The organism is Streptomyces sp. NPDC050423 (assembly GCF_040655445.1).
Lineage (GTDB): Bacteria > Actinomycetota > Actinomycetes > Streptomycetales > Streptomycetaceae > Streptomyces.
In genome coordinates this window covers 16815-42024 of record NZ_JBFAJY010000014.1, presented here as the reverse complement: position 1 = coordinate 42024, position 25210 = coordinate 16815, and the positions used below count along the sequence as shown (strand labels likewise).

Below are 25210 nucleotides of genomic sequence, written 5' to 3'. Positions count from 1 at the left end.
GATGTCCGCTGCCCACGACGAACCGGTGCGCTACGAGAAGCAGGGCCCGGTCGCGACGGTGACCATGAACCGGCCCGACTACCGCAACGCGCAGAACTCCGCGATGACCTACGCCCTGGACCGGGCGTTCTACCGAGCGGCCGACGACAGCGAGGTGAAGACCGTCGTACTGGCCGGAGCGGGCAGGCACTTCTCCGCCGGTCACGACATCGGCACCCCGGAGCGGGACGCCCATCTGCCCTTCGAACGCCGGGCGGGACTCTGGTGGGACCACTCGGACAAGGAGGGCGCGGAGAGCCGCTTCGCCCGCGAGTCCGAGGTGTATCTCGGGATGTGCCGCCGGTGGCGGGAGCTGCCCAAACCGGTCATCGCGTCCGTGCAGGGCGCGTGCGTGGCGGGCGGACTCATGCTGGCCTGGGTGTGCGACCTGATCGTCGCATCGGACGACGCGTTCTTCGCCGATCCGGTGGTCCGCATGGGCATCCCCGGTGTCGAGTACTTCGCGCACCCCTGGGTGATGCCCCCGCGGATCGCCAAGGAGTTCCTCTACACCGGCGACCGGATGAGCGCGCGGCGCGCGTACGAGGTCGGCATGGTCAACCGGGTCGTGCCCGGGGAGGAACTGGCCGAGCGCACCCGGGAGCTGGCCCTGCGGATCTCCGAGATGCCGCGCCTGGGCCTCGCCCTCACCAAACGCGCCGTCAACCAGGCCGAGGACCTCCAGGGCATGCACACCGGCATGGACTCCGTGTTCGGCCTGCACCACCTGGCGCACGCCCACAACGCCGAGACCGCACCCGACGCCCTCGGCGGCGTGGACATCCGGGCGATGAAGGAGGCGGGCGCCTGATGGACCTCGACTTCGACGCGGCCGACGAGGCGTTCCGTACCGAGGTGCGCGACTGGCTGGCCGCCCACGTCCCGGCCGCTCCCCTGCCGTCCCTGGAGACCGCCGAGGGGTTCGCCGCCCACCGGGAGTGGGAGGCGACACTGGCCGCGGACCGCTGGTCGGTGGTGTCCTGGCCCGAGGAGTTCGGCGGACGCGGCGGCTCCCTGCTGCGCTGGCTGGTCTTCGAGGAGGAGTACTACGCCGCCGGGGCGCCCGGCCGGGTCAGCCAGAACGGCATCAGCCTGCTGGCCCCCACCCTCTTCGAGCACGGCACCGCCGGGCAGCGCGCCCGGATCCTGCCCGCCATGGCGCGCGGTGAGGTCATCTGGGCGCAGGCCTGGTCGGAGCCGGAGTCCGGCTCCGACCTGGCCTCGCTGAGGTCGACGGCCGTACGGACCGAGGGCGGCTGGCTGCTCGGCGGCCAGAAGACCTGGTCCTCGCGGGCCGCCTTCGCCGACCGGGCCTTCGGCCTGTTCCGCAGCGACCCGGACGCGGACCGGCCGCACCGTGGACTGACGTATCTGATGTTCCCGCTGGACGCCGAGGGCGTCACGGTCCGGCCCATCGGGCGGCTCGACGGGAAGCCCGCCTTCGCCGAACTCTTCCTGGACGAGGTGTTCGTCCCGGACGAGGACGTCATCGGCGAGCCCGGACAGGGCTGGCGGGTCGCGATGAGCACCACCGGGAACGAACGCGGACTCACCCTGCGCAGTCCGGGCCGGTTCACGGCCGCCGCGGAACGGCTGACCGCCCTGTGGCGCGAACACGGCGACCCGGCGGACACGGCGCTGCGCGACCGGGTCGCCGACGCGGTGATCGGGGCCCGCGCCTACCGGCTGTTCTCCTACCGGGGCGCCTCCCACGTGCTGCACGACGAGGGCGGGCCCGCCGCAGCCGCCTCCAGCCTCAACAAGGTCTACTGGTCCGAACTGGACATCGCCCTGCACGAGACGGCGCTCGACCTGCTCGGCCCGTACGGCGAACTCGCCGACCACGCCGGCGAGTCGCCCGCCGGCGGCGGCTGGGCGGAGGGCTACACCTTCTCCCTGGCCGGCCCGGTCTACGCGGGCACCAACGAGATCCAGCGCGACATCATCGCCGAGCGGCTGCTCGGCCTGCCGAAGGGACGCCGGTGATGCGCTTCTTCCCCGACGCCGAGCAGCGGGAGTTCGCCCGCTCCCTCGACGCTCTGCTCACCTCCTGCGACACCCCGGCCGCGGTACGGTCCTGGGCCACGGGCGACCACGGCCCGGGGCGCGCCGTCTGGGCCCGGCTCGCCGAGGCCGGGGTGTTCGCGCTCGCTGTCCCCCAGGAGCACGACGGCTTCGGCCCGCTGCCCCTCGAACTGGCCGTCGCCTTCGAGGCGCTGGGGCGCCACGCCGTACCCGGACCGCTGGTCGAGACGGTCGCCGCGGCGGCTCTCCTGGACCGGCTCGGCGACGAGCGCGTCGCCGCCGAGCGGCTGCCCGCCATCGCCTCCGGGAAGTCCGTCGTCTCGCTCTGCCTGACCTCGCTCGGCCCCTACGCCCTGGACGCCGATGTGGCCGACCCGGTGTTCGTGGTGGACGGTGACGTCCTGCGCGTCGCCGCCGGGCCGGGTCCCGTGCAGCCGTCGGCCGATCCGGGGCGGCGGCTGTCGAGGCCGTCGGGCGGGACGGTCCTCGCGCGGGGCCCGGCGGTGACCGCCGCCGCCGGGTACGCGGCCGATGTCGCCGCGCTCGCCACGGCCGCCCAGGCACTCGGGGTCGGCCGGACCCTGCTCGCCCGTACCGTCGCCTACGTCACGCAGCGCACCCAGTTCGGAGTGGCGATCGGCTCATTCCAGGCGGTCAAGCACCGGCTGGCGGACACCCTGCTGGCCCTGGAGTTCGCCGAGCCGCTGGTGCACGGCGCCGCGCTCGCGCTCGCCGCCGGCGACGACGGGGCGGGGCGGGATGTCGCCGCGGCCAAGGTCACGGCGGGCGAGGCCGCGTACGGGGCGGCGCGCACGGCCCTCCAGCTGCACGGGGCCGTGGGCTACACCGACGAGCTCGACCTGTCCCTGTGGATCCGCAAGGCCCGGCCGCTGCGCGACGCGTGGGGCACCCCGGCCGCGTGCCGGGCCCGCGTACTGGCCGGCTGACCGCACACCGAGGGGAGCAGCCGGATGAGGCTGACTGAGGAACAGGACGAGCTGCGGTCGGCTGTACGGTCGCTGCTGATTCGGCATCAGGGAACGGCTGCTTGGGGCCCGTTGGCCGAGCAGATCGGCGCGGCCGGTCTCGCCGTGCCCGAGGCGTACGGCGGAGTGGGCGGCGGCGCCCGGGACGTCCACGTGCTGATGGAGGAGCTGGGCCGGAGCCTGAGTCCGCTGCCGTGTCTGGGCTCGGCGGTACTCACGGTCGGGGCGTTGCTGGCCTCCGGTGACGAGGAGGCCTGCGGGCGGCTGCTGCCGGGGCTGGCCGAGGGCACCTCGGTGGGCGCGCTGGCCTGGGCCGAGCGGGGCTCCTGGGAGCCGGAGGCGATCCGCGCCGGGGCCGTACCGGGCCCCGGCGGAGGCTGGCTGATCACAGGGGCCAAGGAGCACGTACTGGACTGGCCCGTCGTCGACGTGCTGCTCGTCGCCGCCCGTACGGCTTGTGGGGTGTCGCTGTTCGAGGTGCCGGCCGACGCCGCCGGGGTGCGCCGGGAACCCGTCGTGACCATGGACGGCACCCGTGGCCAGGCCCGCTGGGTGCTGGAGGCGGCCGAGGGGCGCCTGCTGGGCGCGGCCGGCGACGGCGGGCGGAGCCTGGAGCACGTACGGGACCTGGCGTGCACGGCCCTCGCCGCGGAGCAGGTGGGCGCGGCCGGACGTGCGCTGGAGCTCACTGTCGAATACGCCCGGGACCGGGTGCAGTTCGGCCGGCCCATCGGCTCCTTCCAGGCCGTCAAGCACCGGCTGGCGGACGCCTACGTGCTGGTGGAGTCGGCGCGTTCGGCGGCGCTCGGAGCCGCGTTCGCGGCGGACGAGGACCCGGGCGCGCTGCCGCGGGCCGCCGCCGTCGCCAAGTCCGTCTGCTCCGAGGCGTTCTCGGCGGTGGCCGGCGAGATGATCCAGCTGCACGGCGGGATCGGGATCACCTGGGAACACGACGCGCACCGCTACTTCAAGCGGGCGCACGGGGCCGGCGAGCTGTTCGGCCCGCCCGCGCGCCACCGGGCCCGGCTCGCCGCCGGACTCGGACTGACCGCGCACTGAAACCGTCGGACAAGAGAGGCCTCACATCATGGACACCGAAAGCCCGTTGGACTTCACGGGGCGCGTGGTGCTGGTCACCGGCGGCACCAAGGGCATCGGGGCCGCCATCGCCGGGGCGTTCCTCGGCGCCGGGGCGGACGTGGTGGTCTGCGGCCGCACCACCCCGGACACCCTGCCCGCGGCCGGGGGCCGGGAGGCCGTCTTCGTGGCGGCCGATGTACGTGATCCGGCGGCGGCGGCCTCGTTGGTGGACACCGCCGTGGAGCACTTCGGCCGGCTCGACGTACTCGTCAACAACGCGGGCGGTTCCCCGGACGCCGACGCGGCCACGGTCTCGCCGCGGTTCGTGGAGCGGATCGTCGCGCTCAACCTGCTCGCGCCGTTCTACGTGGCGCAGGCGGCCCACCGCGCCATGCGCGCCCAGGACGGCGGTGGTTCGGTCATCAACATCGGCAGTGTCTCCGCCCATGACCCGCAGCCCGGTACCGCCGCGTACACCGCCGCCAAGGCCGGGCTCCTGGCGCTCACCAAGGCGCTGGCCCTGGAGTGGGCGCCCGCGGTCCGGGTCAACCACATCACCACCGGGCTGATCCGCACACCGAGTGCGGCGTCGGTCTACGGCGCGGACGGCGGGGCCGCGGTGGCGGGCGTCATCCCGATGGGCCGGATGGCGGTGCCCGACGACGTCGCCCGTGCCTGCCTCTTCCTCGCGGGCGACCTGTCCGGGTACGTCAACGGGGCGGACCTGGCGGTGCACGGCGGCGGGGAGTTCCCGGCCCGCTACCTCGCCGCGAAGGCGGCCGGCGAACCGGGGTGAGGACGCGGAAGGGTCCCGGACCCCGCGCGGGGTCCGGGACCTCGGCCCGTGCTCAGACCAGGTTGTCCTCGACCGTCAGCCCGAAGGCCCCGCGGCCGTACATGGCGAGGGCGCGTTCCACGTCGTTGGCGACATGGACGCTGCCCGCGTGGGCGTCGCGCCAGGCGCGTTCGACGGGGTTGCCGCGCCGCAGCGCGTTGCCGCCCGCGGTCTTGAAGAGCAGGTCGATCGCGGCGACGGCCCGTTCGGTGCCCCGGACCTGGTCGCGCCGGGTGCGCAGCCGCAGCTCCATGGGTATCTCCTGCCCGGCCGCCGCGAGTTCGGACAGTTCGCGCAGGTTGCGGTCCATCTGCAGGACCGTCGCGTCGATGTCGGAGGCGGCGCGCGCGATGGCGACCTGGGCGAACGGGTCCTCGGTGAAGCTGCCGCCGCCCAGGCTGAGCCGCACCCGCTCCTTCATCCGCGACACGTACGACGCGTAGCCGCCCGACACCGCCCCGATCACCGGTGCGGTGACGGCGCTCGTGAAGATCGCGCCGAACGGCAGCCGGTACAGCGGCCCCGGGTTGACCTGCTGCCCCGGTACCTTCAGCCGGGCCTGCTCGTAGTTGCGGAGCACCCGGTGGACCGGCACGAACGCCGACTCGACGAGGATGTCGTTGCTCGCGGTGCCTCGGAGCCCGACCACGTCCCACATGTCCTCGATCCGGTAGTCGGACCGCGGCACCAGGACGGTGAGGAAGTCCACCGGCCGTCCCTGCGCCCCGACGACGAGGGCGCCGAGCAGCGCCCACGAGGCGTGTTCGCAGCCCGAGGAGAAGCTCCACCGGCCGGTGAGCCGGTAGCCGCCGTCGACCGGTGTCAGCCGGCCCACCGGGGCGTACGACGAGGAGATCCGGGTGTCCCGGTCCTCGCCCCACACGTCCTCCTGCGCCCGCTTGGGGAACAGGCCCAGCTGCCAGGGGTGGACGCCCAGGACGGACGCCACCCAGCCCGTGGAGCAGCACACCGCGGAGATCGCCCGCACCACCTGGTAGAAGTCGACCGGGTCGGCCTCCAGGCCGCCGTACCGGGCCGGCTGGAGCATCCGGAACACGCCTGCCCCGCTCAGCTCACGGACCGTGGCGTCCGGGATGCGCCGCTCCTCGTCCGTGGCCACGGCCCGCTTCTCGATGGCCGGCAGCAGGGCGCGCACCGACTCCAGAACCTCGTTGCCCATAGTCCGTCCTCCATGCCCTTGTGCACTGTGCGGGGTGTCCGTCAGATCGTCCGCAGGGCGGCCTTGTCCACCTTGCCGGTGGCGTTGCGCGGGAAGGCCCCGAGGACGACGACCTCGCGGGGGACCTTGAAGTTGGCGAGCCGCTCGCGGCAGTGGCCGACGAGTTCGTCCGGTCCGGTCCCGGTGCCCGGCCGGACCGTCACGTACGCGCGCCCGACCTCCCCGAGCCGTGCGTCCGGGATTCCGACGACGGCGGCCTCGGCGACGGCGTCGTGCCCGGCGAGCACCTGCTCGACCTCCGCCGGGTAGACGTTGAACCCGCCGACCACGAACATGTCCTTCGACCGTCCGGTGATCACCAGGTTGCCACGTGCGTCGAGGTGGCCGACGTCGCCGGTGTCCAGCCAGCCGTCGGCGTCGACGGCCGCCGCGCTCGCCACCGGATCGTCCAGGTAGCCGAGCATCACGTGGTAGCCGCGGACCAGGATCCGGCCGTCCTGCCCGGCCGCCAGCGGACGCCGGTCACCGTCGGCCACCAGCACCTCGGTGCCGTCGATGGGGCGGCCCGCGGTCCGGGCCACGGTCTCGGCGTCGTCGTCCGCCGAGCACACGGTGACCGTGCCGCAGGTCTCGGTCAGTCCGTACGCGGTGAGCACCTCGGGGAAGAGTTCGGCCCGCATCCGCCGCACGAGCGCGACCGGCACGACGGCGGCACCGGTCACCGCCAGCCGCAGCGACGACAGGTCGAACCGGTCCCGGCCGGGCGCGTCCAGCAGTTCGGTGTAGATCGTGGGCGGGCCGGGCAGCACGGTGATCCGTTCAGCCTCGACGGCGCGCAGGACCCGGTCCACGTCGAACACCGGCTGAATCACCATCGTGGCGCCCCGCAGCAGGCAGGCCAGTACGCCGGCCTTGTAACCGAAGCAGTGGAACATCGGGTTGACGACCAGGCAGCGGTCGTCTCCGGTGACTCCGGTGCGGCTGCTCCAGGCCCGGTACGTGGTGAGGTTCTGCCGGTGCGTGGTCAGGGCGCCCTTGGGGCGGCCGGTCGTGCCCGAGGTGAACAGGAGGTCGGACGGGTCGTCGGGGTGCACGGCCGCGGTACGGGCGCCGGCGTCGGCGTCCGGCAGCCGCGCGCCGCACAGGAGGAAGCGGTCCCACGGCAGGGTGCCGGGGCGCTCGGTGCCGTCGAAGGTCACCACCCTTTCCAGGTGGGGCAGTTGCGGCACCGGCCGTCCGTCGCCGCCGAGCCCCTGGCCGGTACCCAGCATGGCCAGGTAGTCCTTGCCCAGGAAGCCGTTCTCGACGAACAGCAGCCGCACGGCGCCGCGTTCCAGGAGCCAGCTCGCCTCGGCGCCCTTGTAGCGGGTGTTGACGGGCACCAGCACCGCTCCGGCCGATGCGGCGGCCAGCGCGGCCACCACCCAGCGGTGGCTGTTGGGCGCCCAGACGGCGATCCGGTCGCCGGGTCGCGTGCCGAGGGCGATCAGCGACTTCACGGCCGCCCGCACCCGGTCGCGCAACTGGGCCCAGGTCAGCCGTACGTCACCGTCCACGACCGCGTCCCGGCCGGGGTGCCGGCTCGCGGCGAGGTCGAGTGCGCCGGGGATCGTGAGGGGGTGCTCGGTCTCGCTCATCTGCTCTCCGGGAGGGGACGGGCCTGCGCGGTGAGCGCGGGGGAGGGGACAGACGATGACGTCCCGTCAGGAGGACGCCGGCAGCAGCCGCTTGGACGCCTCATGGGCTCCGATGACCAGGTCGGCCCGGGGGAATCCGCTGCGCTTCTCCGCCGCCCCGGCATTGCCGCCGGCCACCCGTACGGGGCCGTCGGCGAGGTGTTCCAGACCCTCCCGGGCGATGTCGTCCGGCTCGGCGACGTTCAGTCCGGGCAGGTCCATACGCAGCCCCGCGCGCTCCATGGCGGGGGTGCGGGTGACGCCGAGGACGAGTTCCAGGACGTGTACGCCGTACGGCCGCAGCTCCAGCCAGAGCCCCTCGGCGAAGACGCGGCTGAAGGCCTTGGCCGCCGAGTAGACGCTGATCTGCGCCTGGCCCAGGTAGCCGGCCAGGGAGCCGACGAGCAGGATGCCGCCCCGGCCCCGGTCCTTCATCAGGGCGCCGAAGTGGTGGGTGAGGGCCAGTTGCGCGGTGATGTTCAGGTCGAGGACGCCCTGCACCCGGGCCAGGTCGCCGGTCACGAATTCGTGGCCGTAGCTGTTGGCTCCGGCGTTGAAGATCAGCAGGCCGACCTCCAGGCCGTCGGTGACCGCGCGGACGGCGGCCAGGGCGCCGGGGTCGAGCAGGTCGAGTTCGAGGGTGCGGACCTCGACGCCCCTGGCCCGTACCCGGTCGGCGGTCTCGTTCAGGGGGCCGGGGCTGCGGGCGATCAGGACCAGGTTGATCCCGGCGTCCGCGAGCCGGTGGGCGAACGAGGCGCCGACTCCCTCTGAACCTCCGGCGACGACCGCCCACGGCCCGTACTCACTCTTGTTCGGCATCGGATACCTCATCCTTCTGTCCTGGCCGGCGGTGCCGTGACCGTAGAACGGCCTTCGGGGACGCGCCGTCGGGGATCCCACTGGCCGGGACGGCGTCGCGCCGCCCGCCCCTGGTCAGGCCGGGCCGCCGGGCCGCCGCCCCATGTGCCGGACGGCCAGGGAGGCGAAGACCATGGCGGTGCCGAGCGGGACGCCGGGGCCCGGGTAGACCCGGCCGGTGAAGGAGGCGCTGGTGTTCCCGGCCGCGTACAGGCCGGGCAGCGGACGGCCCTGACCGTCGAGGACGCGGGCGTGGGCGTCCGTGCGGAGTCCGCCCTTGGTGCCGAGGTCGGCGAGGACCAGCCGGGCCGCGTAGTACGGCGGCCGGTCGAGCGGGACCAGGCACGGGTTGGGCCCCGGGGCGTCCCCGTCGGCGAAGAACAGGTCGTAGGGGTCCTCGCCGCGGTGGTGGTCCTCGTCGGTCCCGGTGGCGGCGAAGCCGTTGAAGCGGCCGACGGTGTCCGTCAGCGCGCCGGCCGGTACGCCGATGAGCGCGGCGAGCTCCGGCAGCGAGTCTGCCCGCACCCAGGTGCCGGCCGCCAGGTGCCGCGCGGGGTCGGCGGGCGGCACGGTGATGGCGGGCAGGGCGCCGCCCTCCCGCGAGTCGAAGACCAGGTGGACGGGGTCCGCCGCTCCCCCGGCGGCGGCCATGGCGCGGCCCATGCGGTCGTACGGCAGCGACTCGTTGGCGAACCGCCGCCCCGAGCCGTCCACGACCAGGCCGCCCCGCAGACCGAGGGTGAACGCGGCCGAACCGTCGGGGAGTTCGGTCCCCGGGCACCACCAGGCCTCGTCCATGAGGCCCGTGGCGGCACCGGCCGCGACGGCGGCACGCAGCACCTCCCCGGTGTTGGTCCCCCGGGGCGCCATGCTCCAGTCGGCGCTGCCCGGCACCCGGTGCTCGGCGCGCAGGGCGGCATCGCCCTCGAAGCCGCCGGCGGCCAGCAGCACACCGCGCCGGGCCCGCACCCGGAACGTGCCCCGCGGCGTCCGGGCCTCGACGCCGGTGACGCGTCCGTCCTCGGTGACCAGCCCGGTGACCCGGTGCCCGGTGCGGACCCGCACGTTCCCGGTGCGGGTGGCGGCCAGCAGGAGGCGGCCGATCAGGGCGCGGCCCGCGCTCAGCGGCCCGGCCGGGTGTTCCCGGCCCGCGCGGTCCCGGTCGACCGCCGGGCGTACCAGCGGCAGCAGCTCGCCGAGCAGCTCCGGCGCCAGGTCGAGCGGGACGAAGGAGCGCCCGGCGTCCATCCGGCCGGGGGCGGCGACGTAGTCGGGGAAGGCGCGCCACTCGAACGCGATGGCCGGGTCGTCCTCCAGCCGGGCGACCAGTTCCGGTGCGTGGCGCAGGAACGCCTCCAGGCGCTCCGTCCCGGCGTCACCGGTCAGGGCCCGCAGATACGCTCCGGCCGTCTCGGTGGAGTCGTCGAGTCCGGCCCGCTCCTGCACCTGGGTGCCGGGCAGCCAGCAGGCCGCCCCGGAGTAGGCGGAGGTGCCGCCGAGCAGCGGCGTCCGTTCCAGTACGACGGTGTCGAGGCCGTCCCCGGCGGCCACCAGGGCCCCGGTGAGCGCTCCCGCCCCCGATCCGACGACGATCACGTCGTGGGTGGCGTCCCAGTCCTGCCGGCCGTCCCGCATGGGGGTGCCCTCCTGCCGCTCGGTGGTGTGACGGCTCAGCAGACCGTCTCCGGGGCGGCGCGGGCGGGACCGGTCCCGCTGACCGGTACGGCGGGGCGGTCGGCGCCTGCCCCGGGACCGGGCCCGGCGTATTGTCTGAAGCGCCGTTGACAACCGAGCGCCGGGAGGGAGAGCGTGCCAAGAATCGCCGAGGCCAGGGCGGGGGCCGAGCCCACTTCGCCCCGGCAGCGCGCCCGCCGTCAGAGCATCCTGAAGGTGGCGGCGGACATCGCCGCCTCGACGGGTCTCGAGCGGGTGCAGATGCACGAGGTCGCCAAGTCCGCGGGGGTGGCGATCGCCACGCTGTACCGGTACTTCCCGTCGAAGACCCATCTGTTCACCGCGCTGATGGCCGACCAGATCGAGGGATTCGCGGCGCGGGTCCCCGACCGTGCGCCGGACACCCCGCCCGAGGACGCCGTCTTCGAGACGCTGGGCAGCGCCACCCGCAACCTGCTGCGCCGCCCGGCCCTCGCCACCGCGATGATCCAGTCGGCGAACGCCGCCCGCGCCACGACCGTCCCTGACCTGGCGCGGATCGACTCGGGTTTCCTCGATCTGCTGCTGCGGGCGTGGGGCGTGGAGAAGCCCACGGATCACCACATCGCCCGGCTGCGGCTGCTGATCCTGCTCTGGTACGGGGTTCTGCAGTCCCGGCTCAACGAGCGGCTCACTCCGCAGGAGGCCGACGCCGATCTGCGGATGGCGTGCCGTCTGCTGCTCGCTCCCGGGCCGGACACCGGCTGACCCGGCCGGCGGCAGGCGCGCCGGCCGGGTGCGCCGCGGGTTCACGGGGTCGGCTGGGTACCCGTCGTGTCGAGTCCGGCGACGCTGTGGGCGGCGTACGTGCGGTGCGGGTCTCGGCCGCTGAAGTACGGCGTCAGCAGGGCGTCGAGCTCCTCCGGGGTGAAGGTGCCGTCAGCGGCGGTGAACTTCTCCTCCACGGTGGGCGGGGCGAGCAGGGCGACCATGTCACCGTAGGCGACGAACACCTGCCCGCTGATGCTGTCGGCGGCCGGTGAGGCCAGGTGCGCGACGAGGGTCGCGACCCGCTCGGGGGCCATGATGTCGAGGCCGTCCGGCGCCGGCACGCCCTCGCCGAAGGCGTCGGCGGTCATGGCGGTACGGGCCCGCGGGCAGATCGCGTTGGCGCGCACCCCGTAGCGGGCCAGCCCCTGTGCGGTCGCCAGGGTCAGCGCGGTGATGCCGGCCTTGGCGGCGGAGTAGTTCGGCTGGCCGGGGGCGCCGAACAGGAAGGCCTCGGAGGAGGTGTTGACCACGCGGCCGTAGACGGGGGCGCCCGTCGCCTTGCTCGCCGCGCGCCAGTGCACGGCAGCGGCGCGCGAGACCCCCGCGTGGCCCTTGAGGTGGATCCGGATGACGTCGTCCCAGTCGGACTCGGTGAGGTTGAACAGCATCTTGTCCCGGAGCACGCCCGCGTTGTTCACGACGATGTCCAGGCCGCCGAAGCTCTCCACGGCGGCCTGCACCAGGCGGTCGCCCATGGACCAGTCCCCGACGTCACCGTTGACCGCCACCGCCTCGGAGCCCAGGGCCTTGATCTCGGCGACCACGTCGTCGGCCGACGGACCGATGTCGTTCACCACCACCCGGGCGCCGAGCGCCGCGAGTGCCAGGGCCTCGGCCCGGCCGAGCCCCGCTCCGGCACCGGTGACGACGGCGGTGCGCCCCTCCAGGGTGTTCGTCGCGCTCATGTTGCCTCTTTCCGTGTTCCGTCGAACCGATGGATACGCGGGCACGCCCCGAAGATGTCCCGGGGTGCGCCCCGGCCGCCGAAACTAGTATCAATTTCAGTTTCTGGGCCGGTGCTGTCCCGTTGAGTGGACGAAGCCGACCGAGACGGAGCCGAGCCCCTCGAACTCGGCGCGGAACTCGTCCCCCGGCCGTACGTCCACCGCCCTGGTGCAGGAGCCGGGCAGGATGACGTGTCCGGCCTCCAGCACCACCCCGTAGGACGCCACCTTGCGGGCCAGCCAGGCGACGGCCTCGGTCGGGTCGCCGAGCACCGCGCTCGTGTTGCCGCGGGCGATCTCCTCGCCGCCCCGGTACAGCACGGCGTCGATGTCGGCCGGGTCCAGGCTGTCCGGCCGGACCCTGGCGGAGCCGAGGATGACGCCGGCGGACGACGCGTTGTCCGCGATGGTGTCGGCGAGCCCGATCCGCCAGTCCTTGATCCGGCTGTCGATGAGTTCGATGCTCGGGACGACGTACTCGGTTGCCGCGAGGACGTCCGCCGCGCTGCATCCCTCCCCGGGCAGGCTCCGGCCGAGTACGTACCCGATCTCGACCTCGATCCGGGGGCAGCAGTAGCGGTCGGTCCCGACGGGGGTCCCCTCGGGCAGCACCATGTCGGAGAGCAGGTGGCCGTAGTCGGGTTCGTCGACGCCCATCATCTGCTGCATGACCTTCGACGACAGGCCGACCTTGTGCCCGCTGACGGTGCGCCCCTCGACCAACTGCCTCCGGATGTTGATCAGTTGGATCTCGTAGGCGTCGGCCGCTTCGATGGCCGGGTAGCCGGTGGTCAGCGGGTCGACCGGGGTCCGGTCACGCTGTGCGGCCCACAGCACCTCGGCGGCCTCGGCGCGTTCCGCGCTTTCCATCATCGGGGGTCTCCTTCTGGGTGGGCGGGTCGGTGGCGAAGCGGGCGCTGCCGCCGGAGAGCACCGTGCGGCCGTCGGCGGCGGCCACCTCGAAACGCACGGCGGCACCGCACCCCTCGTCGTCGCCCCCGGCGTCGTCCCAGCCGTGCACGGTGAGCCGGTCGCCGGGGAAGACCGGCGCCGCGAACCGGGCCTCCAGCTCCACGAGACCGGCGGGGTGCGCACCGAGGCCGTCGGCCAGTGGCAGCAGGCTGGTGGCGAGCGTGCACAGTCCGTGCAGGAAGGGCCGGGGCATCCCGGCTGCCTTCGCCGCCGCCGGATCGATGTGCATGGCGTGCCGGTCGCCGAGCAGCCGGTAGAGCGCCGCCTGCCGGGAGTGCGTGAGCACGCTCCGGGTGTGCCCGGCCGGACGGTCCGGGCGGCGCGGGGCGGACGGACCGCGCTCGCCGCCGAAGCCGCCGGCGCCGGGGGCGAAGATCGACCAGGTCGCCGTGAAGTAGGCGCAGGACACCTCCACGTCGAAGACGGCGGCCGATCCCTTGTCCCGGACCCGGGCGACCCCTGCCGTCGTCGTCAGCTCGCCGGATGCCTCCAACGGCCGCTTCACCAGGAGGTGCTGGCTGCCGTGCACGGCGGTGGTGACGTCGAAGGCACCGAGGGCGCCGAGGGCGTCGGGGGCCCACTGGGCGAGGGTCAGCGCGAAGGTGGGGAGCACCCGCAGCCGCTCCTCGTACACCAGATCGAGCCGGTCGGCCGGTGCGCCGACCGCGAGTGCGTACAGGATCGCGTCGCGTGCGGTGAAGGAGACCGTACGGGTGCCGAGTTCGCGGCCCTGCCACGGGGAGGCGGTCATCGGTCGGCGCCCAGGATCAGACCGCTGGTGGGGACTCCCGTGCCGGCGGTGACGATGACGTGCTCGGCCCTGTCCGGCTGGTTCACCGAGGTGCCGCGGATCAGCCGGACGCCCTCCGCGATGCCGTTCATGCCGTGCAGATACGCCTCGCCGAGCTGCCCGCCATGGGTGTTGAAGGGGAGCCGGCCGCCGAGCTCCAGGTGGCCGTCGGCGATGAAGTCCTTGGCCTCGCCGGGCTTGCAGAAGCCCAGCTCCTCCAGCTGGGGAAGGACCAGCGGGGTGAAGTGGTCGTAGAGGACCGCCGCGTCGATGTCGTCGGGCCCCAGCCCGCTCTGCCCGTACAACTGCCGTCCCACCAGGCCCATTTCGGCAATGCCGGTGATGGTGGGCCGGTAGTAGCTGGTCATCATGTGCTGGTCGGCCCCGAGTCCCTGTGCGGCCGAGCGGATCACCGCGGGCGGACGGGGAAGGTCTCGGGCGCGTTCGGCGGAGACGACCACCAGGGCCTGGCCGCCGTCGGTCTCCTGGCAGCAGTCGAGCAGCCGCAGGGGTTCGGCGATCCAGCGGGAGTCGCGGTGGTCCTGCAGGGTGATGGGCCGGCCGTGGAACCAGGCGGCCGGATTGTTCGCGGCGTGCTTGCGGTCCACCACGGCGACCCGGCCGAAGTCATCGGTGCTCGCGCCGTACTCGTGCAGATAGCGGCGGGCGAACATGGCGACCCACTGGGCTGGGGTGCTCAGCCCGAACGGGGTCATCCAGGCGTAGGCGGCCCGGTCCGCGGTGGTGTCCATGGGCCGGTCGGCCTGGCCGAGCCCGTACCGCTCGCCGGACCGCTCGTTGAACGCCCGGTAGCAGACGACCACGTCGGCGATCCCGGTGGCCACGGCCATGGCCGCCTGCTGCACCGTGCCGCAGCCGGCCCCGCCGCCGTACCCGATGCGGGAGAAGAACGTCAGATCGCCCATCCCGGTGTTGCGGGCCACGTGGATCTCGGAGTTGGTGTCCGCGGTGAAGGTGACCAGCCCGTCGACGTCGGAGGGTTTCAGCCCGGCGTCGGCGAGGGCGGCGAGCACGGCCTCGCAGGCGAGCCTGAGTTCGCTGCGGCCGGAGTTCTTGGAGAACTCGGTGGCGCCGATGCCGGCCACGGCTGCCGCCCCGGACAGCCCCGTCGGCGTACTCATCGTGCCTCCCGGGGAAGTCGCACGGACACGGTCCCGGTGAGGTGGGCGCCAAGGCTGTTGGTACCCCGGACGGCGATCTCGACGCTGCGGTCCGCGTCGGACCTCCCGGTGACCGTGCCGGTGAGCACCATCGTGTCGCCGGGGTGGTTGGGGACACCGAGCCTGATCCGGATGGCCCGGACGACGGCGGCGGGACCGGCCCAGCCGGTGACGTACCGGTCGACCAGGCCGTTGCTGGTCAGGATGTTCATGAAGATGTCCTTGGAGCCTCGCTCCCGGGCGAGTGCGGGGTCGTGGTGCACGTCCTGGTAGTCGCGGCTCGCGAGTGCGGTGGCGACGATCAGGGTGCGGGTGACCGGGATCGACAGCTCGGGGAGTACGTCCCCGACGGCCACGGCGCAATGGCGGCGGGTGCCCGGCTGCGGGGTCATGCGGTCACCACCCCTGCGGTCACCAGGGCGCCGAGGCGTTCGAGGTCGGCGCCCGCGCCGCCCAGGGTGGTGGAGATCTGCTTGCCCCACAGGAAGTGGCGGTGCACCGGGTAGTCGGTGTCGACGCCGATGCCGCCGTGCACGTGCTGGACCCGGTGAACGGTGTTCAGGCCCCCCTCGGTGGCCCACCACTTGGCCACCAGCGCGGCCCGGTCGGCGGCCTGGGCGTCGAAGGGCTGGGCCAGCGCGTCCACCGCGTGCCAGAGCGTGACCCGCATCGCCTCGATGTCGATGTAGCAGTCGGCGAGCTGGTGCTGCACGGCCTGGAAGGTGGCGAGGGGGCGGCCGAACTGCTCGCGTCCGCGCAGGTGGGCGGCCGCGTGCGCCAGCGCCCCGTCGGCCACCCCCACCTGGACGGCGGCCAGGGCCAGGAACGCGTTGCGGACGAGGTGTTCCACGGCCCCGCAGCCCGGCGTGCCGACGGCCTCGGCGGGGGCGCCGTCGAGGGTGAGGTGGGCGCTCATGTCGTGGCTGGTGGTCTCGGCGTACTCCCGGCTCACCCCGGGGGCGTCCGCGCGGACCAGGAAGACGCCCGGCCCGTTGCCCGTGGCGGCGGTCACCAGCACCTGCCGGGCCCCGGCCGGTGCGGGCACCACGGCCTTGACGCCGCTGAGCCGCCAGCCCGTTCCGTCCTCGACAGCGGCGGTCCGGGGCATGAGCGGATCGGCGGGGCCGAACTCCTCCAGGGCGACGGTCGGCCGGGCGACGCCGTCCACCAGGCCCGGCAGCAGCCCCGACCGCTGTGTCCGGCTGCCGTACGCGGCCACGGTGAGCGCACCAGTCAGCGCGGGCCACAGCGGCACCGGGGCCACCTGCCTGCCCTGTTCCTGGAGAAGGACGCAGAGTCCGGCCATGCCGAGCCCCGCGCCGCCGTCCTGTTCGGGGAGCACGGCCGCGAGGAGTCCGGCCGCGGCCAGGTCCGCCCACAACCGTTCGTCCACGCGCGTCGGGGAGCTCTCCACCTCGCGCAGCCGCTCGGGCGTGGCGCGGTCGGTGAGGATCTCCCGGGCCAGGTCACGTACCGCTTCGAGCTCTTCTCCCAGGGAGAAATCCATCAGGGCGCCTCCGTCGGGGCGGGCCGGAACACCGGCAGGGTCGGTTCGGGGCCGGCGTCGAGCCAGTCGAGGACCACGGGCATGCCGATGGTGACGTCCTCGGGCGCGACACCGGTCAGGCCGGTGATGAGCCGGGTGCCTTCGGCGAGTTCGACGACGGCGACGAGATACGGCGACTCGAAGGCGGGGTGGCGCGGATGGTGGTTCACGACGAAGCTGTAGACGCTGCCGCGACCGCAGGCCTCGGCCGTGTCCCACTCCATTGACCGGCACTCCGGGCAGCAGGGGCCCGGTGGGTGGCGCAGGGCGGAGCAGTCGGCGCAGCGCTGGATGAGCAGCCGGTGCTCGTTCGCGCCCTCGAAGAAGAAGGCGTTGTCGCGGTTGACCGCGGGGCGGGGACGCGGTGCGAGGGCCCGCGGCGGGGCTTCCCCGGGCCCCGGGCTGAACCTCAGGGTCCGCCACCGCTGGGTGGCGACCGTATCGCCGTGCTGGTCGGTGTACGTCTTGAGGGTGGTGACGAACCGCCCGGGGCCGAGACCGGTCCGCTTCTCGGCCGAGACCGACTCGACGGTCTCCCGCACGGCGGCATGGTCGCCCGGCGCCAGCTCCCGCAGGAAGGTGAACTCGGAGTCGGTGGCCACCACGGAGGTGTAGCCCCCCTCGTCGAGGAGGGCGACCAGTTCGTCGAATCCGCTCGGGCCGCCGGGCCGCGCGGCGACGCCGGCCGCGTAGCCGGGCATCGTCCAGGCCTGGATCATCGACGCGGGTGCCACCACCCCGTCGCGGCCGGTGGCGCGGGCCGCCGCGTCGTCGGTGTACACCGGGTTGGTGTCGCCCATGGCCTCGGCCCAGTGCCGGATCATCGGCTGGTTGACCGGGTCCTGGGCCGGGGTGAGGGCGCGCAGTTCGCGCCCGGTGAAGGCCTGGAGCCGTTCCTCGTACCCCGGTCCGTGCTCGTGCTCGCCGCGCCCGGTCATGCGCCACGCCCCTTGCGCGGCAGTCCGAGTCCCTGGGTCGCGACCATGTCGCGCAGGATCTCGTTGACGCCGCCGCCGAAGGTGTTCACGATGCCCTGCCGGGAAAGCTGTTCGACCTGCCCGGCGAGGACCGCGCCCGGCGATTCGGGCCGGATGCGCCCGGCCGCGCCGAGGATCTGGGTCAGTGCGCGCTGGACGTCGATATGGGTCTCGGTGCCGTACGCCTTGGCGGCGCCCGCGTCGGCGCCGGTCAGCGTGGCACGGGCGACGGCCGCGGTCATCTTCCAGTTCATCAGCCGCATCGCCTCCAGCCGGGCGTAGGTGCGGGCGAACTCCTGTCGCACCCAGGGCACTTCGGCCGTGCCGTTCTCCCGGGCCCAGTCCAGGACCCGTTCCCGGAGCTGGATCATGCGGCCGCCGAGGGCGGCGAGGCCGATGCGTTCGTGGTTGAGCTGCGCGGTGATCAGTCGCCAGCCGCCGTCCACCTCACCGACCACGTCGGTGGCCGGGACCCGTACGTCGCTGTAGTACGTCGCGGTGACGACCATCCCGCCGACGGTGCGGATGGGGCTCCAGGAGAAGCCGGCGTCGGTGGTCGGCACGATCAGGATGGAGATGCCCCGGTGTTTGGGGGCGTCCGGGTCGGTGCGGGCGGCGAGCCACACGTAGTCGGCGGTGTTGGCGCCGCTGGTGAAGATCTTGCTGCCGTTGACGAGGTAGGTGTCGCCGTCCCGGACCGCCCGGGTGGTCAGGGAGGCGAGGTCGGTGCCGGCGGCGGGCTCGGTGTAGCCGATCGCGAAGACGATGTCGCCGGAGAGGATGCCGGGCAGGAACCGCCTGCGGTGCTCCTCGGAGCCGTGGGCCATGAGGGTCGGGCCGACCGTGTTGACCGTGACGAACGGGAAGGGCAGGCCCGCGCGTTGGACCTCGTCGAAGAAGACGTACTGGTCCTCGGCGGGCCGGCCCTGGCCGCCGTACTCGCTGGGCCAGCCGATCCCCAGCCAGCCGTCCGAGCCGAGCCGTTTGACGACCTCCCGGAAGCGGTCGCCGCCCACGCCCTCCTCGCCGGTACGGCGGCGTTCGTCCTCGGGCATCAGACCCGAGAAGTACGCCCGCAGTTCCCGCCGCAGCTCCTGGTGCGCGGCGCTCTCGCGCAGTTGCATGTGTGGTTCTCCTTGGGTGTCGCCGCCGGGGCGGACGTACGGGCCCGGCCGGGGAGGGTGGCGCGCCCGTCAGGGCAGGAAGCGTGCGCGCCCGTTGGCCAGGAACTCGCCGTGCAGCAGGGCCTTTTCGTCGTCGGTCATCAGCGTGTACGTGGGCTCGCCCCGGCCCGCCCAGCGGTACACCGGGTCGTCCGTGCGCCAGCCCTCCAACTGCATCTCCTTCTTGCGCAGCTTGTTGGAGCCGGTGCTGGGCAGCGCGTGCGAGACGCGGACGAAGCGGGGGGCGCCCTTGCTGCCCAGGTCTTCCTGGCGGGCCAGGAAGGCGGGCAGGTCCAGGTCCTCGAAGCGGGTTCCGTCGGCGATCTCCACGGCGGCCATGACCTGGTCGCCGGAGCGCGGGTCGGGCACGCCGAAGACTCCGGCGGCGACGACGCCCCGGTGCCGGCGCAGGACGCGTTCGGTGAGGAGGGCGGAGGTGTTCTCGCCGTCGACCCGGATCCAGTCGCCGGAGCGGCCGGCGAAGTAGAAGTAGCCGGCCTCGTCGACGTATCCGAGGTCGCCGGTCCAGTACCAGCCGTGGCGGACGCGTTCGGCGTTCGCCGCCTCGTTGTTGTAGTAGCCCTCGAAGCGGGCGGCGCCCTCGGTGTCGACGATCTCGCCGACGGCCTCCTCCGGGTTGCGGACCCGCCCGTGGGAGTCGAGTTCCGCGGGCGGGCAGGTCTCCCGGGTCGTGGAGTGGACGATCCGGACGCCGGGCCGGGCCGGCCTGCCCAGCGCGCCCGTGGGCGCCTCGGGTGCCCGCCGGAGCATGCCGCTGCCCTCGCTGGAGCCGTAGCCCTCGACCAGTCGGCAGCCGAAGCGCCGCAGGAACAGGGCCGCGTCCTCGGGGGACGCCTCGGTGCCGAAGGCGTGGGTGAGGAGGTTGTCGGCGTCCTGTCCGGTCTCGGGGCGGGCCAGGATGTAGCCGATCGCCTTGCCGACATAGGTGAAGTAGGTGGCCCCGAAGTGGCGGACGTCGGGGAGGAATCGGGACGCGGAGAACTTGCGGGTGAGAACGATGGCGGCGCCCGCGGTGAGGGCTGGGGCCCACAGGGCCATCAGCGCGTTGCCGTGGAACAGCGGCATCGGGCAGTAGCAGGTGTCGGCGCGGGTGATGTCGTACTTGGCGCAGTTGGAGGCGCCGAGGGCGGCGAGCCGGCCCTGGGAGCAGATCGCCGCCTTCGACGCGCCGGTGGTGCCCGAGGTCAGGAGCAGCAGCATCCGGGTGGCGGCGGTGACGTCGGGGGCGTGTGCGGGCCGGACCGCGTCCGTGTGGGCGGCGAGGCCGGTCCCGTACTCCGGTGTGTCGACGACGAGGAACCGGTCGCGGTCCACACCGATGTCCATGCCGTCCAGCAGGGCGGCGCCCGCCCGGTCGGTGACGATCACCTGGCAGTCGGTGTGCCGCACCTCCCGGGCGAGTTCGGCGCCGCGCCGGGTGGGGTTGATGCCGACGACGGCCGCGCCTGCGAGGGCTGCGGCGCCCAGCCAGAAGACGTACTCGGGCTCGTTGTCCAGGAGTACGCCGATGTGGAACGGCCCGTCGGTGCGCAGCTTCTCGGCCCAGGCGGCGCGGGCCGCGCTCTCCTTGACCACCTCGTCCCAGGTCCAGGTGCGTTCACGGGTCAGCAGCCCCGGGCGGTCGTCCCCGGACCGGGCGAGCAGCAGGTCGGCAATGGTCTCGTGTGGCAACGTCGGTCCCTCTCACCCGGTGCCCGGGTCTGCCGGTGTCGGTACGCGGACGGGTTGGCGCGGGTACGCGTCGTGCGGTGGCCGTGGCACCCGCAGGGGTCGCGGGGTCGCGGACCGCGCCGCGCCGGTGGCGACGCTAGCCGCGGTCGGGACGGCCCGGCCGGGACGGTCCCGCTGAACGGGAGAGGCGTCCTGGAAAGGACCGGAGGCGGGACCGGAACAGACGGCCGGGGGAACAGCCCGCTCCCCCGGCCGTCTCCCCACGGGTCAGCCGAAGTTGGCCTGGCCCCCGTCGAGCGGCACCGTGGCGCCCGTCAGATAGCGGGCGTCCGAGCCGCACAGCATCGCGACCGCGCGCCCGATGTCCTGCTCGCAGTCGCCGACGTACCCCAGCGGAATGGACGCGCAGAACTCGGCGGCCTCCTCCGGGTGGGCGTCCTGCCAGCCGGCGTAGGCGGGCGAGGTCGCGTGCGGGGCGATGGCGTTGACCCGGATACCGTCGCGGCCCCATTCGTTGGCGGCGGCCCGGGTCAGGGAGCGCAGCGCGGACTTGGCGGCCGCGTACGCGCCGTAGGTGCTCAGGTCCCAGCGGACCATGGCGGAGGTGACCAGGTTGATGATCACTCCCCCGCCGTCGCGCTTCAGGTGCGGATGCGCGGCCTTCATGAAGGCGAACGCCGCGAACGGGCCGCTGTCGAAGCCCTTCTGGAACTGCTCGTCACTCAGTGACAGCAGCGGCCCGTAGCAGCCGGTGTAGGCGTTGTTGACCAGGATGTCGATCCGGCCGAAGCGTTCGGCGACGTCCTCCACCACGGCGGGGATCCGGTCCGTGTCCCGTACGTCGAGAACGAACGGCGCGGCCTTCACCCCCCGTTCGCGCAGCATCGCGCACGTCGCCTCCAGCTTCGCCTCGGTCCGGCCGAGGACGGCGACGGATGCTCCGTCGGAGGCGAGGGCGAGCGCGATGCCCCGGCCCACGCCCTGGCCGGCTCCGCTGATGACCGCCACTTTTCCGTCGAGGTTCCGCATGGGCTCCGCTCCCTCAACTCGGCCGGGGAAGATGCTTGTTGATGAACAGGCCCGTCACGGTGACGCAGCTGAGGCCGCCCGCGGAGATCTCACCGACCGTGCGGATCCGCGAACCGTCCACCGAGATCTGGCGCCCGGTGACCGTCAGGGGCTCGAACAGCGGGGTGGGCCGCAGATAGCGCAGGGTCAGCTCCGCCGTCATCCCGGAGGGGCCGCCCCAGTGGTTGGCCACTCCCAGAGTGTGGTCGAGGAGCAGGGCCGAGACGCCGCCGTGCACATGGCCGGGCGGTCCCTGGTAGGGCAGGTCGAGCGTCACGACGCCCTCCACGGAGCCGTCGTCCTTGCCGCGCAGGTGCAGCGGCGGGGCGAGGGCGTTCTCCGGGCCGGTGACGGGGTCGTGCCGGGTGACGCCCTCGCCGCGCCACATCTCGGCGAGCCGGTCCTCGATGGACGGGGCGTTCTCGGTGAGCCCGTCGGCGACGGCGTCGAGCTGTGCGGCGATCGCGTCCATGTCGGCGCCGGACCGGTCACCCGCGCGGAGCAGGGCGGCGAGCACCCGGCGGGCCGCGGCCACCGCGGCGTCGACGCCGTCCTTGTTCGGTTCGGCGACCAGCCTGGGGCCGGTGGCGGGTGCGGTGGCCTCGTGCGGGGGGACGCTCATGAGGTCACCGTCGCCGTCGCGTGGGTGAGCACGGGCGCGCCGTCGCGTTCGGGGCAGGCCGCGTGCAGCACGAGCCGCCCGGTGCCGTCGTCGGCCGGTGCGTCGTGCCATACGGAGGTCACCAGGGTCTCCCCGGGGACGAGAGGACCGGCGAAGCGCACGGTGAGCCCGGTGAGTCGGGTGACGTCGCCGTCGAGCACCCCGTCGACGAGGGCCTTGCAGACCAGTCCGTAGGAGGCGAGCCCGTGCAGGATCGGCCGGTCGAATCCGGCGGCCCGCGCGAACGCGGGGTCGGCGTGCAGCGGGTTGAGGTCTCCGTTGAGGCGGTACCACAGGGCCTGTTGAGGTGTGGTGGCGCAGGTGAGAACGGAGTCGGCGGGCCGGTCCGGTGCCTCCCAGCGCTCCTCCGGTCCCGGCTCTCCGCCGAAGCCGCCCTCGCCGCGCGCCCAGATCCGGGTGGTGGTGGTCCACAGCGGCTCGCCGCCGGCGTCCGTGGCCGCGGACTCCAGGACGAGGAGCGCGGCCGTGCCCTTGTCCCGGATCTCGGCGACCCGCGAGCGGAGGGTGGCGGTGCCCGATGCCGGGAGCGGCCGGTGGACCTGGAGTCCCTGGCCCGCGTGGAGCAGGGCCCGCAGGTCGATGTCGATGCCGGGCAGGTGGAATCCCGGTGCGGCCTCCTCGCCGGAGGAGATCCCGGAGCCGGCCACCACCGCGAAGGTCGGCAGCACGGTGAGAGAGTTCTCGTAGGTCAGGTGCAGTTCGGGGCCGGTGGCCGCGCCGGCGCCCGCGCCGAGGCTCAGGTGGTAGAGGAGTACGTCGCGGGTGGTCCAGCGGATCTCGCGGACGGACGGGTCCGCGGTCAGCGCCTTCTCTCGGTCGATGGGCATGTCAGCCTTTCTCGGTGGGTGCGGGGTCGCGGGGCAGGCCGAGGATGCGCTCGCCGATGATGTTCAGCTGGATCTCCGTCGTGCCGCCCGCGATGGACAGGCAGCGGGCGTTGAGGAACTGCCAGGTGGCGTCGAGGCGTTCGCCCTCGCCGGTCAGCGCGGCGGAGCCCTGCCAGTCCACACAGGTCTCCCAGACCGCCTGCTGGTGTTCGACGCCGAGCAGTTTGGCGACGGACGCCTCGGCGCCCGGCTGCTGTCCGGTGACGGTGCGCAGGGTGGTGCGCAGGGCGAGGACGGCGCCGGATTGCGCGTCGCAGAGGTGGCCGCCGAGGGTGGTGAGCTGTTCGTCGTCGAGGCCGTCGCAGGCGGCGGCGATCTCCAGCAGCGCCTCGGCGCCGGAGCCGACCGAGTCGTGGGACAGGGCGACGCGTTCGTTGGCGAGGGTGGTGCGGGCTAGCTTCCAGCCGTCGCCCGGGGAGCCGACGAGCAGCTCGTCGGGGATGAACACCTCGTCGAGGAAGACCTCGTTGAACTCGGCGTCGCCGGTGATCTGCCGCAGCGGCCGGATGTCGAGGCCGGGGCTCGTCATGTCGAGGAGGAAGTAGGAGATCCCCTTGTGCTTGGGCACGTCGGTGTCGGTACGGGCGAGCAGGACGCCCCAGTGGGCGTCGCGGGCCATGGACGTCCACACCTTCTGGCCGGTGACGCGCCAGCCGCCGTCCGCCTTCTCGGCGCGGGTGGTGAGCCCGGCGAGGTCGGACCCCGCGCCCGGCTCGCTGAACAGCTGGCACCAGACGATGCCGCCGCGCAGGCTCGGCCCGAGGAACCGCTCCTGCTGGGCCGGGTCGCCGTGGGCGATGAGCGTGGGCACCACCCAGCCGCCGATGACCATGTCGACGGGGGTGAGGTCCGCGGCCCGGAGCTCCTCGGCGATGACGAGCTGCGTCACCGGGTCCGCGCCCTTGCCCCAGGGGGCCGGGAGATGGGGGGCAGTGTAGCCGTGGTCCGCGAGGTGGTCGAGGCGTTCCTCGCCGTCCAGGGCGGCGGCCGGCCGCAGTTCGGCGCGGATGTCCTCGCGTACGGCTCCGGCCTCCGGGGGCAGTTCCACGCCCAGCGTGCGACGGGCGCCTTCCAGGGTGAGGCGGGCGACCCGGCGGCGCCATGAGGCGGACGGGCCGAGGGCGATCCGGAGGGTCTGGGCGCGGCGCAGCGCGAGGTGCGCGTCGTGCTCCCAGGTGAAGCCGATGCCGCCGAGCACCTGGATGCAGTCCTTGGCGACGGAGAACGCGGCGTCGACGCCGGACGCTCCGGCGACGGCGGCGGCCAGCGAGGCCTCACGGGCGTCGTCCGCGCCGCCGGGTCCGGCCGCGCGGGCGGCGTCCCAGGCGCAGGCGCGGGCCTGTTCGGCCTGCGCGAGCATCCGGGCGCAGCGGTGCTTGACGCCCTGGAACTGACCGATCCGGCGGCCGAACTGCTCCCGGACCCGGGCGTACTGCGCTGCGGTGGTCACGCAACGGTCCGCGAGGCCCGAGGACTCGGCGGCGAACAGCATCGCGGCGAGGTCCCGGGGCCGCTGCGGATCGAGGTCGAGCAGATCGGCGGCCGGCACCGGGACCGACCGTGCGGTCACCCGGGACGAGCGGCGGGTGAGGTCGTGGCTGCGGACGTCGGTGGTGTCCACGGCGGCGCGGGGCAGTACCAGCCAGGTGGTACGGCCGTCGTCGGAGGCGGGCAGGACGAACACGTCGGCGAGGTGCCCGCCGACGACGAGTTCGGACGTTCCGGTGACCGTGACCGTGCCGTCGGCGGCGCGCGCCAGGGCGAGGGTGCCGGGGGCGAGTCCGACCGCGCCGAGGGTGGTGCCGGCGGCGAGCGGGGCGAGGTACGTGCGGTGTCCGGCCGCGTGCAGGACGGCCGAGGCGAGCGTCGTCGGCAGATAGGGTCCGGGGGCGGTCGCGCGGCCCAGTTCCTCGGTGACGACGGCGAGTTCGACGAGTCCGTACCCGGCGCCGCCCACCTCCTCGGGCAGGTGCAGCCCGAGCAGTCCCTGTTCCGCGAGGCCGCTCCAGTGGGCGGGGACGGTCTCCTTGCCCGCGTCGGCCGCCGCGCGGAGGGTGTCCTCGGTGATGTGCCGGTTCGCGAAGGCGCGTACGGCGTCGCGCAGGTCGCGGTGTTCCTGGGTGAGTCCGATGGTCATGGCGC

At 73.8% G+C, this 25210-nt stretch carries 23 protein-coding genes; 6 read left to right on the top strand and 17 right to left on the bottom strand.

Annotated features, from left to right (window positions below):
• The first annotated feature begins 1 nt into the window (after position 1).
• The 5 genes from AB0I52_RS13080 to AB0I52_RS13060 are packed head-to-tail and all read left to right on the top strand — an operon-like array spanning position 2 to position 4926.
• On the top strand, positions 2-850 hold the full coding sequence (locus AB0I52_RS13080; RefSeq protein ID WP_363071857.1) for an enoyl-CoA hydratase: 849 nt from the start codon (positions 2-4) through the stop codon (positions 848-850).
• Positions 850-2025 carry an acyl-CoA dehydrogenase family protein gene (locus AB0I52_RS13075; protein WP_363071855.1) on the top strand — a complete coding sequence of 392 codons (1176 nt, stop codon included), beginning with the start codon at positions 850-852 and terminating at the stop codon, positions 2023-2025. Before AB0I52_RS13080 ends, AB0I52_RS13075 begins: the two co-directional genes overlap by 1 nt.
• On the top strand, positions 2025-3011 hold the full coding sequence (locus tag AB0I52_RS13070; protein ID WP_363071853.1) for an acyl-CoA dehydrogenase family protein: 987 nt from the start codon (positions 2025-2027) through the stop codon (positions 3009-3011). Before AB0I52_RS13075 ends, AB0I52_RS13070 begins: the two co-directional genes overlap by 1 nt.
• A 24-nt stretch (positions 3012-3035) precedes the next feature.
• Positions 3036-4109, top strand: a complete 1074-nt coding sequence (locus tag AB0I52_RS13065) for an acyl-CoA dehydrogenase family protein (RefSeq protein WP_363071851.1) — start codon at positions 3036-3038, stop codon at positions 4107-4109.
• A gap of 28 nt (positions 4110-4137) precedes the next feature.
• Positions 4138-4926, top strand: coding sequence for an SDR family oxidoreductase (locus tag AB0I52_RS13060; RefSeq protein WP_363071849.1), 789 nt, complete (start codon positions 4138-4140; stop codon positions 4924-4926).
• A gap of 52 nt (positions 4927-4978) precedes the next feature.
• Here AB0I52_RS13060 and hsaA read toward each other — a convergent pair whose 3' ends face one another.
• The 4 genes from hsaA to AB0I52_RS13040 all read right to left on the bottom strand — a co-directional run bounded on the left by hsaA (position 4979) and on the right by AB0I52_RS13040 (position 10317).
• Positions 4979-6145 carry a 3-hydroxy-9,10-secoandrosta-1,3,5(10)-triene-9,17-dione monooxygenase oxygenase subunit gene (hsaA, locus tag AB0I52_RS13055; RefSeq protein ID WP_363071847.1) on the bottom strand — a complete coding sequence of 389 codons (1167 nt, stop codon included), beginning with the start codon at positions 6143-6145 and terminating at the stop codon, positions 4979-4981.
• 41 nt (positions 6146-6186) lie between these two features.
• The gene (locus tag AB0I52_RS13050; protein WP_363071845.1) at positions 6187-7782 is read right to left on the bottom strand and encodes a FadD3 family acyl-CoA ligase; all 1596 of its coding nucleotides are present in this window, start codon (positions 7780-7782) and stop codon (positions 6187-6189) included.
• 66 nt (positions 7783-7848) lie between these two features.
• The gene (locus AB0I52_RS13045) at positions 7849-8643 is read right to left on the bottom strand and encodes an SDR family NAD(P)-dependent oxidoreductase (protein WP_363071843.1); all 795 of its coding nucleotides are present in this window, start codon (positions 8641-8643) and stop codon (positions 7849-7851) included.
• A 114-nt stretch (positions 8644-8757) separates the two neighbouring features.
• Positions 8758-10317 (bottom strand): FAD-dependent oxidoreductase, encoded by a 1560-nt coding sequence (locus tag AB0I52_RS13040; protein ID WP_363071841.1) that lies wholly within the window; start codon positions 10315-10317, stop codon positions 8758-8760.
• 174 nt (positions 10318-10491) lie between these two features.
• Between AB0I52_RS13040 and AB0I52_RS13035 the strand changes: the two genes are divergently transcribed.
• Positions 10492-11103: a TetR family transcriptional regulator gene (locus tag AB0I52_RS13035; RefSeq protein ID WP_363071839.1), complete on the top strand. Its 612-nt coding sequence runs from the start codon at positions 10492-10494 to the stop codon at positions 11101-11103.
• A gap of 41 nt (positions 11104-11144) precedes the next feature.
• On the opposite strand, the gene AB0I52_RS13030 is transcribed toward AB0I52_RS13035, so the two are convergent.
• The 13 genes from AB0I52_RS13030 to AB0I52_RS12970 form a co-directional block, all read right to left on the bottom strand.
• Positions 11145-12071, bottom strand: coding sequence for a 3-oxoacyl-ACP reductase (locus AB0I52_RS13030; RefSeq protein WP_363071837.1), 927 nt, complete (start codon positions 12069-12071; stop codon positions 11145-11147).
• Positions 12072-12167: 96 nt separating this feature from the next.
• Entirely contained in the window at positions 12168-12983 is an 816-nt protein-coding gene (locus AB0I52_RS13025) for a 2-keto-4-pentenoate hydratase (RefSeq protein ID WP_363071835.1), read from the bottom strand.
• A complete protein-coding gene (locus AB0I52_RS13020; RefSeq protein ID WP_363071833.1) occupies positions 12925-13833 on the bottom strand; it encodes a MaoC/PaaZ C-terminal domain-containing protein in 909 nt (302 codons plus the stop codon). The genes AB0I52_RS13025 and AB0I52_RS13020 overlap by 59 nt, the downstream gene beginning before the upstream one ends.
• A complete protein-coding gene (locus AB0I52_RS13015; RefSeq protein ID WP_363071831.1) occupies positions 13830-15014 on the bottom strand; it encodes a lipid-transfer protein in 1185 nt (394 codons plus the stop codon). The genes AB0I52_RS13020 and AB0I52_RS13015 overlap by 4 nt, the downstream gene beginning before the upstream one ends.
• On the bottom strand, positions 15011-15445 hold the full coding sequence (locus AB0I52_RS13010) for a MaoC family dehydratase (RefSeq protein WP_363071829.1): 435 nt from the start codon (positions 15443-15445) through the stop codon (positions 15011-15013). Before AB0I52_RS13010 ends, AB0I52_RS13015 begins: the two co-directional genes overlap by 4 nt.
• Positions 15442-16560 carry an acyl-CoA dehydrogenase gene (locus tag AB0I52_RS13005; protein ID WP_363071827.1) on the bottom strand — a complete coding sequence of 373 codons (1119 nt, stop codon included), beginning with the start codon at positions 16558-16560 and terminating at the stop codon, positions 15442-15444. Before AB0I52_RS13005 ends, AB0I52_RS13010 begins: the two co-directional genes overlap by 4 nt.
• Positions 16560-17537 carry a MaoC family dehydratase N-terminal domain-containing protein gene (locus tag AB0I52_RS13000; protein ID WP_363071825.1) on the bottom strand — a complete coding sequence of 326 codons (978 nt, stop codon included), beginning with the start codon at positions 17535-17537 and terminating at the stop codon, positions 16560-16562. Before AB0I52_RS13000 ends, AB0I52_RS13005 begins: the two co-directional genes overlap by 1 nt.
• Complete coding sequence (locus AB0I52_RS12995; RefSeq protein ID WP_363071823.1) at positions 17534-18700, bottom strand: acyl-CoA dehydrogenase family protein; 1167 nt, start codon at positions 18698-18700, stop codon at positions 17534-17536. The genes AB0I52_RS13000 and AB0I52_RS12995 overlap by 4 nt, the downstream gene beginning before the upstream one ends.
• A 69-nt stretch (positions 18701-18769) precedes the next feature.
• Positions 18770-20431, bottom strand: coding sequence for an AMP-binding protein (locus AB0I52_RS12990; RefSeq protein WP_363071821.1), 1662 nt, complete (start codon positions 20429-20431; stop codon positions 18770-18772).
• A 267-nt stretch (positions 20432-20698) separates the two neighbouring features.
• Positions 20699-21460, bottom strand: a complete 762-nt coding sequence (locus AB0I52_RS12985; protein WP_363071820.1) for an SDR family oxidoreductase — start codon at positions 21458-21460, stop codon at positions 20699-20701.
• 13 nt (positions 21461-21473) lie between these two features.
• Positions 21474-22121: a PaaI family thioesterase gene (locus AB0I52_RS12980; protein ID WP_363071818.1), complete on the bottom strand. Its 648-nt coding sequence runs from the start codon at positions 22119-22121 to the stop codon at positions 21474-21476.
• A complete protein-coding gene (locus AB0I52_RS12975; RefSeq protein WP_363071816.1) occupies positions 22118-23008 on the bottom strand; it encodes a MaoC/PaaZ C-terminal domain-containing protein in 891 nt (296 codons plus the stop codon). Before AB0I52_RS12975 ends, AB0I52_RS12980 begins: the two co-directional genes overlap by 4 nt.
• A gap of 1 nt (position 23009) precedes the next feature.
• Positions 23010-25205, bottom strand: a complete 2196-nt coding sequence (locus AB0I52_RS12970) for an acyl-CoA dehydrogenase (protein WP_363071814.1) — start codon at positions 25203-25205, stop codon at positions 23010-23012.
• Positions 25206-25210: the final 5 nt, after the last annotated feature.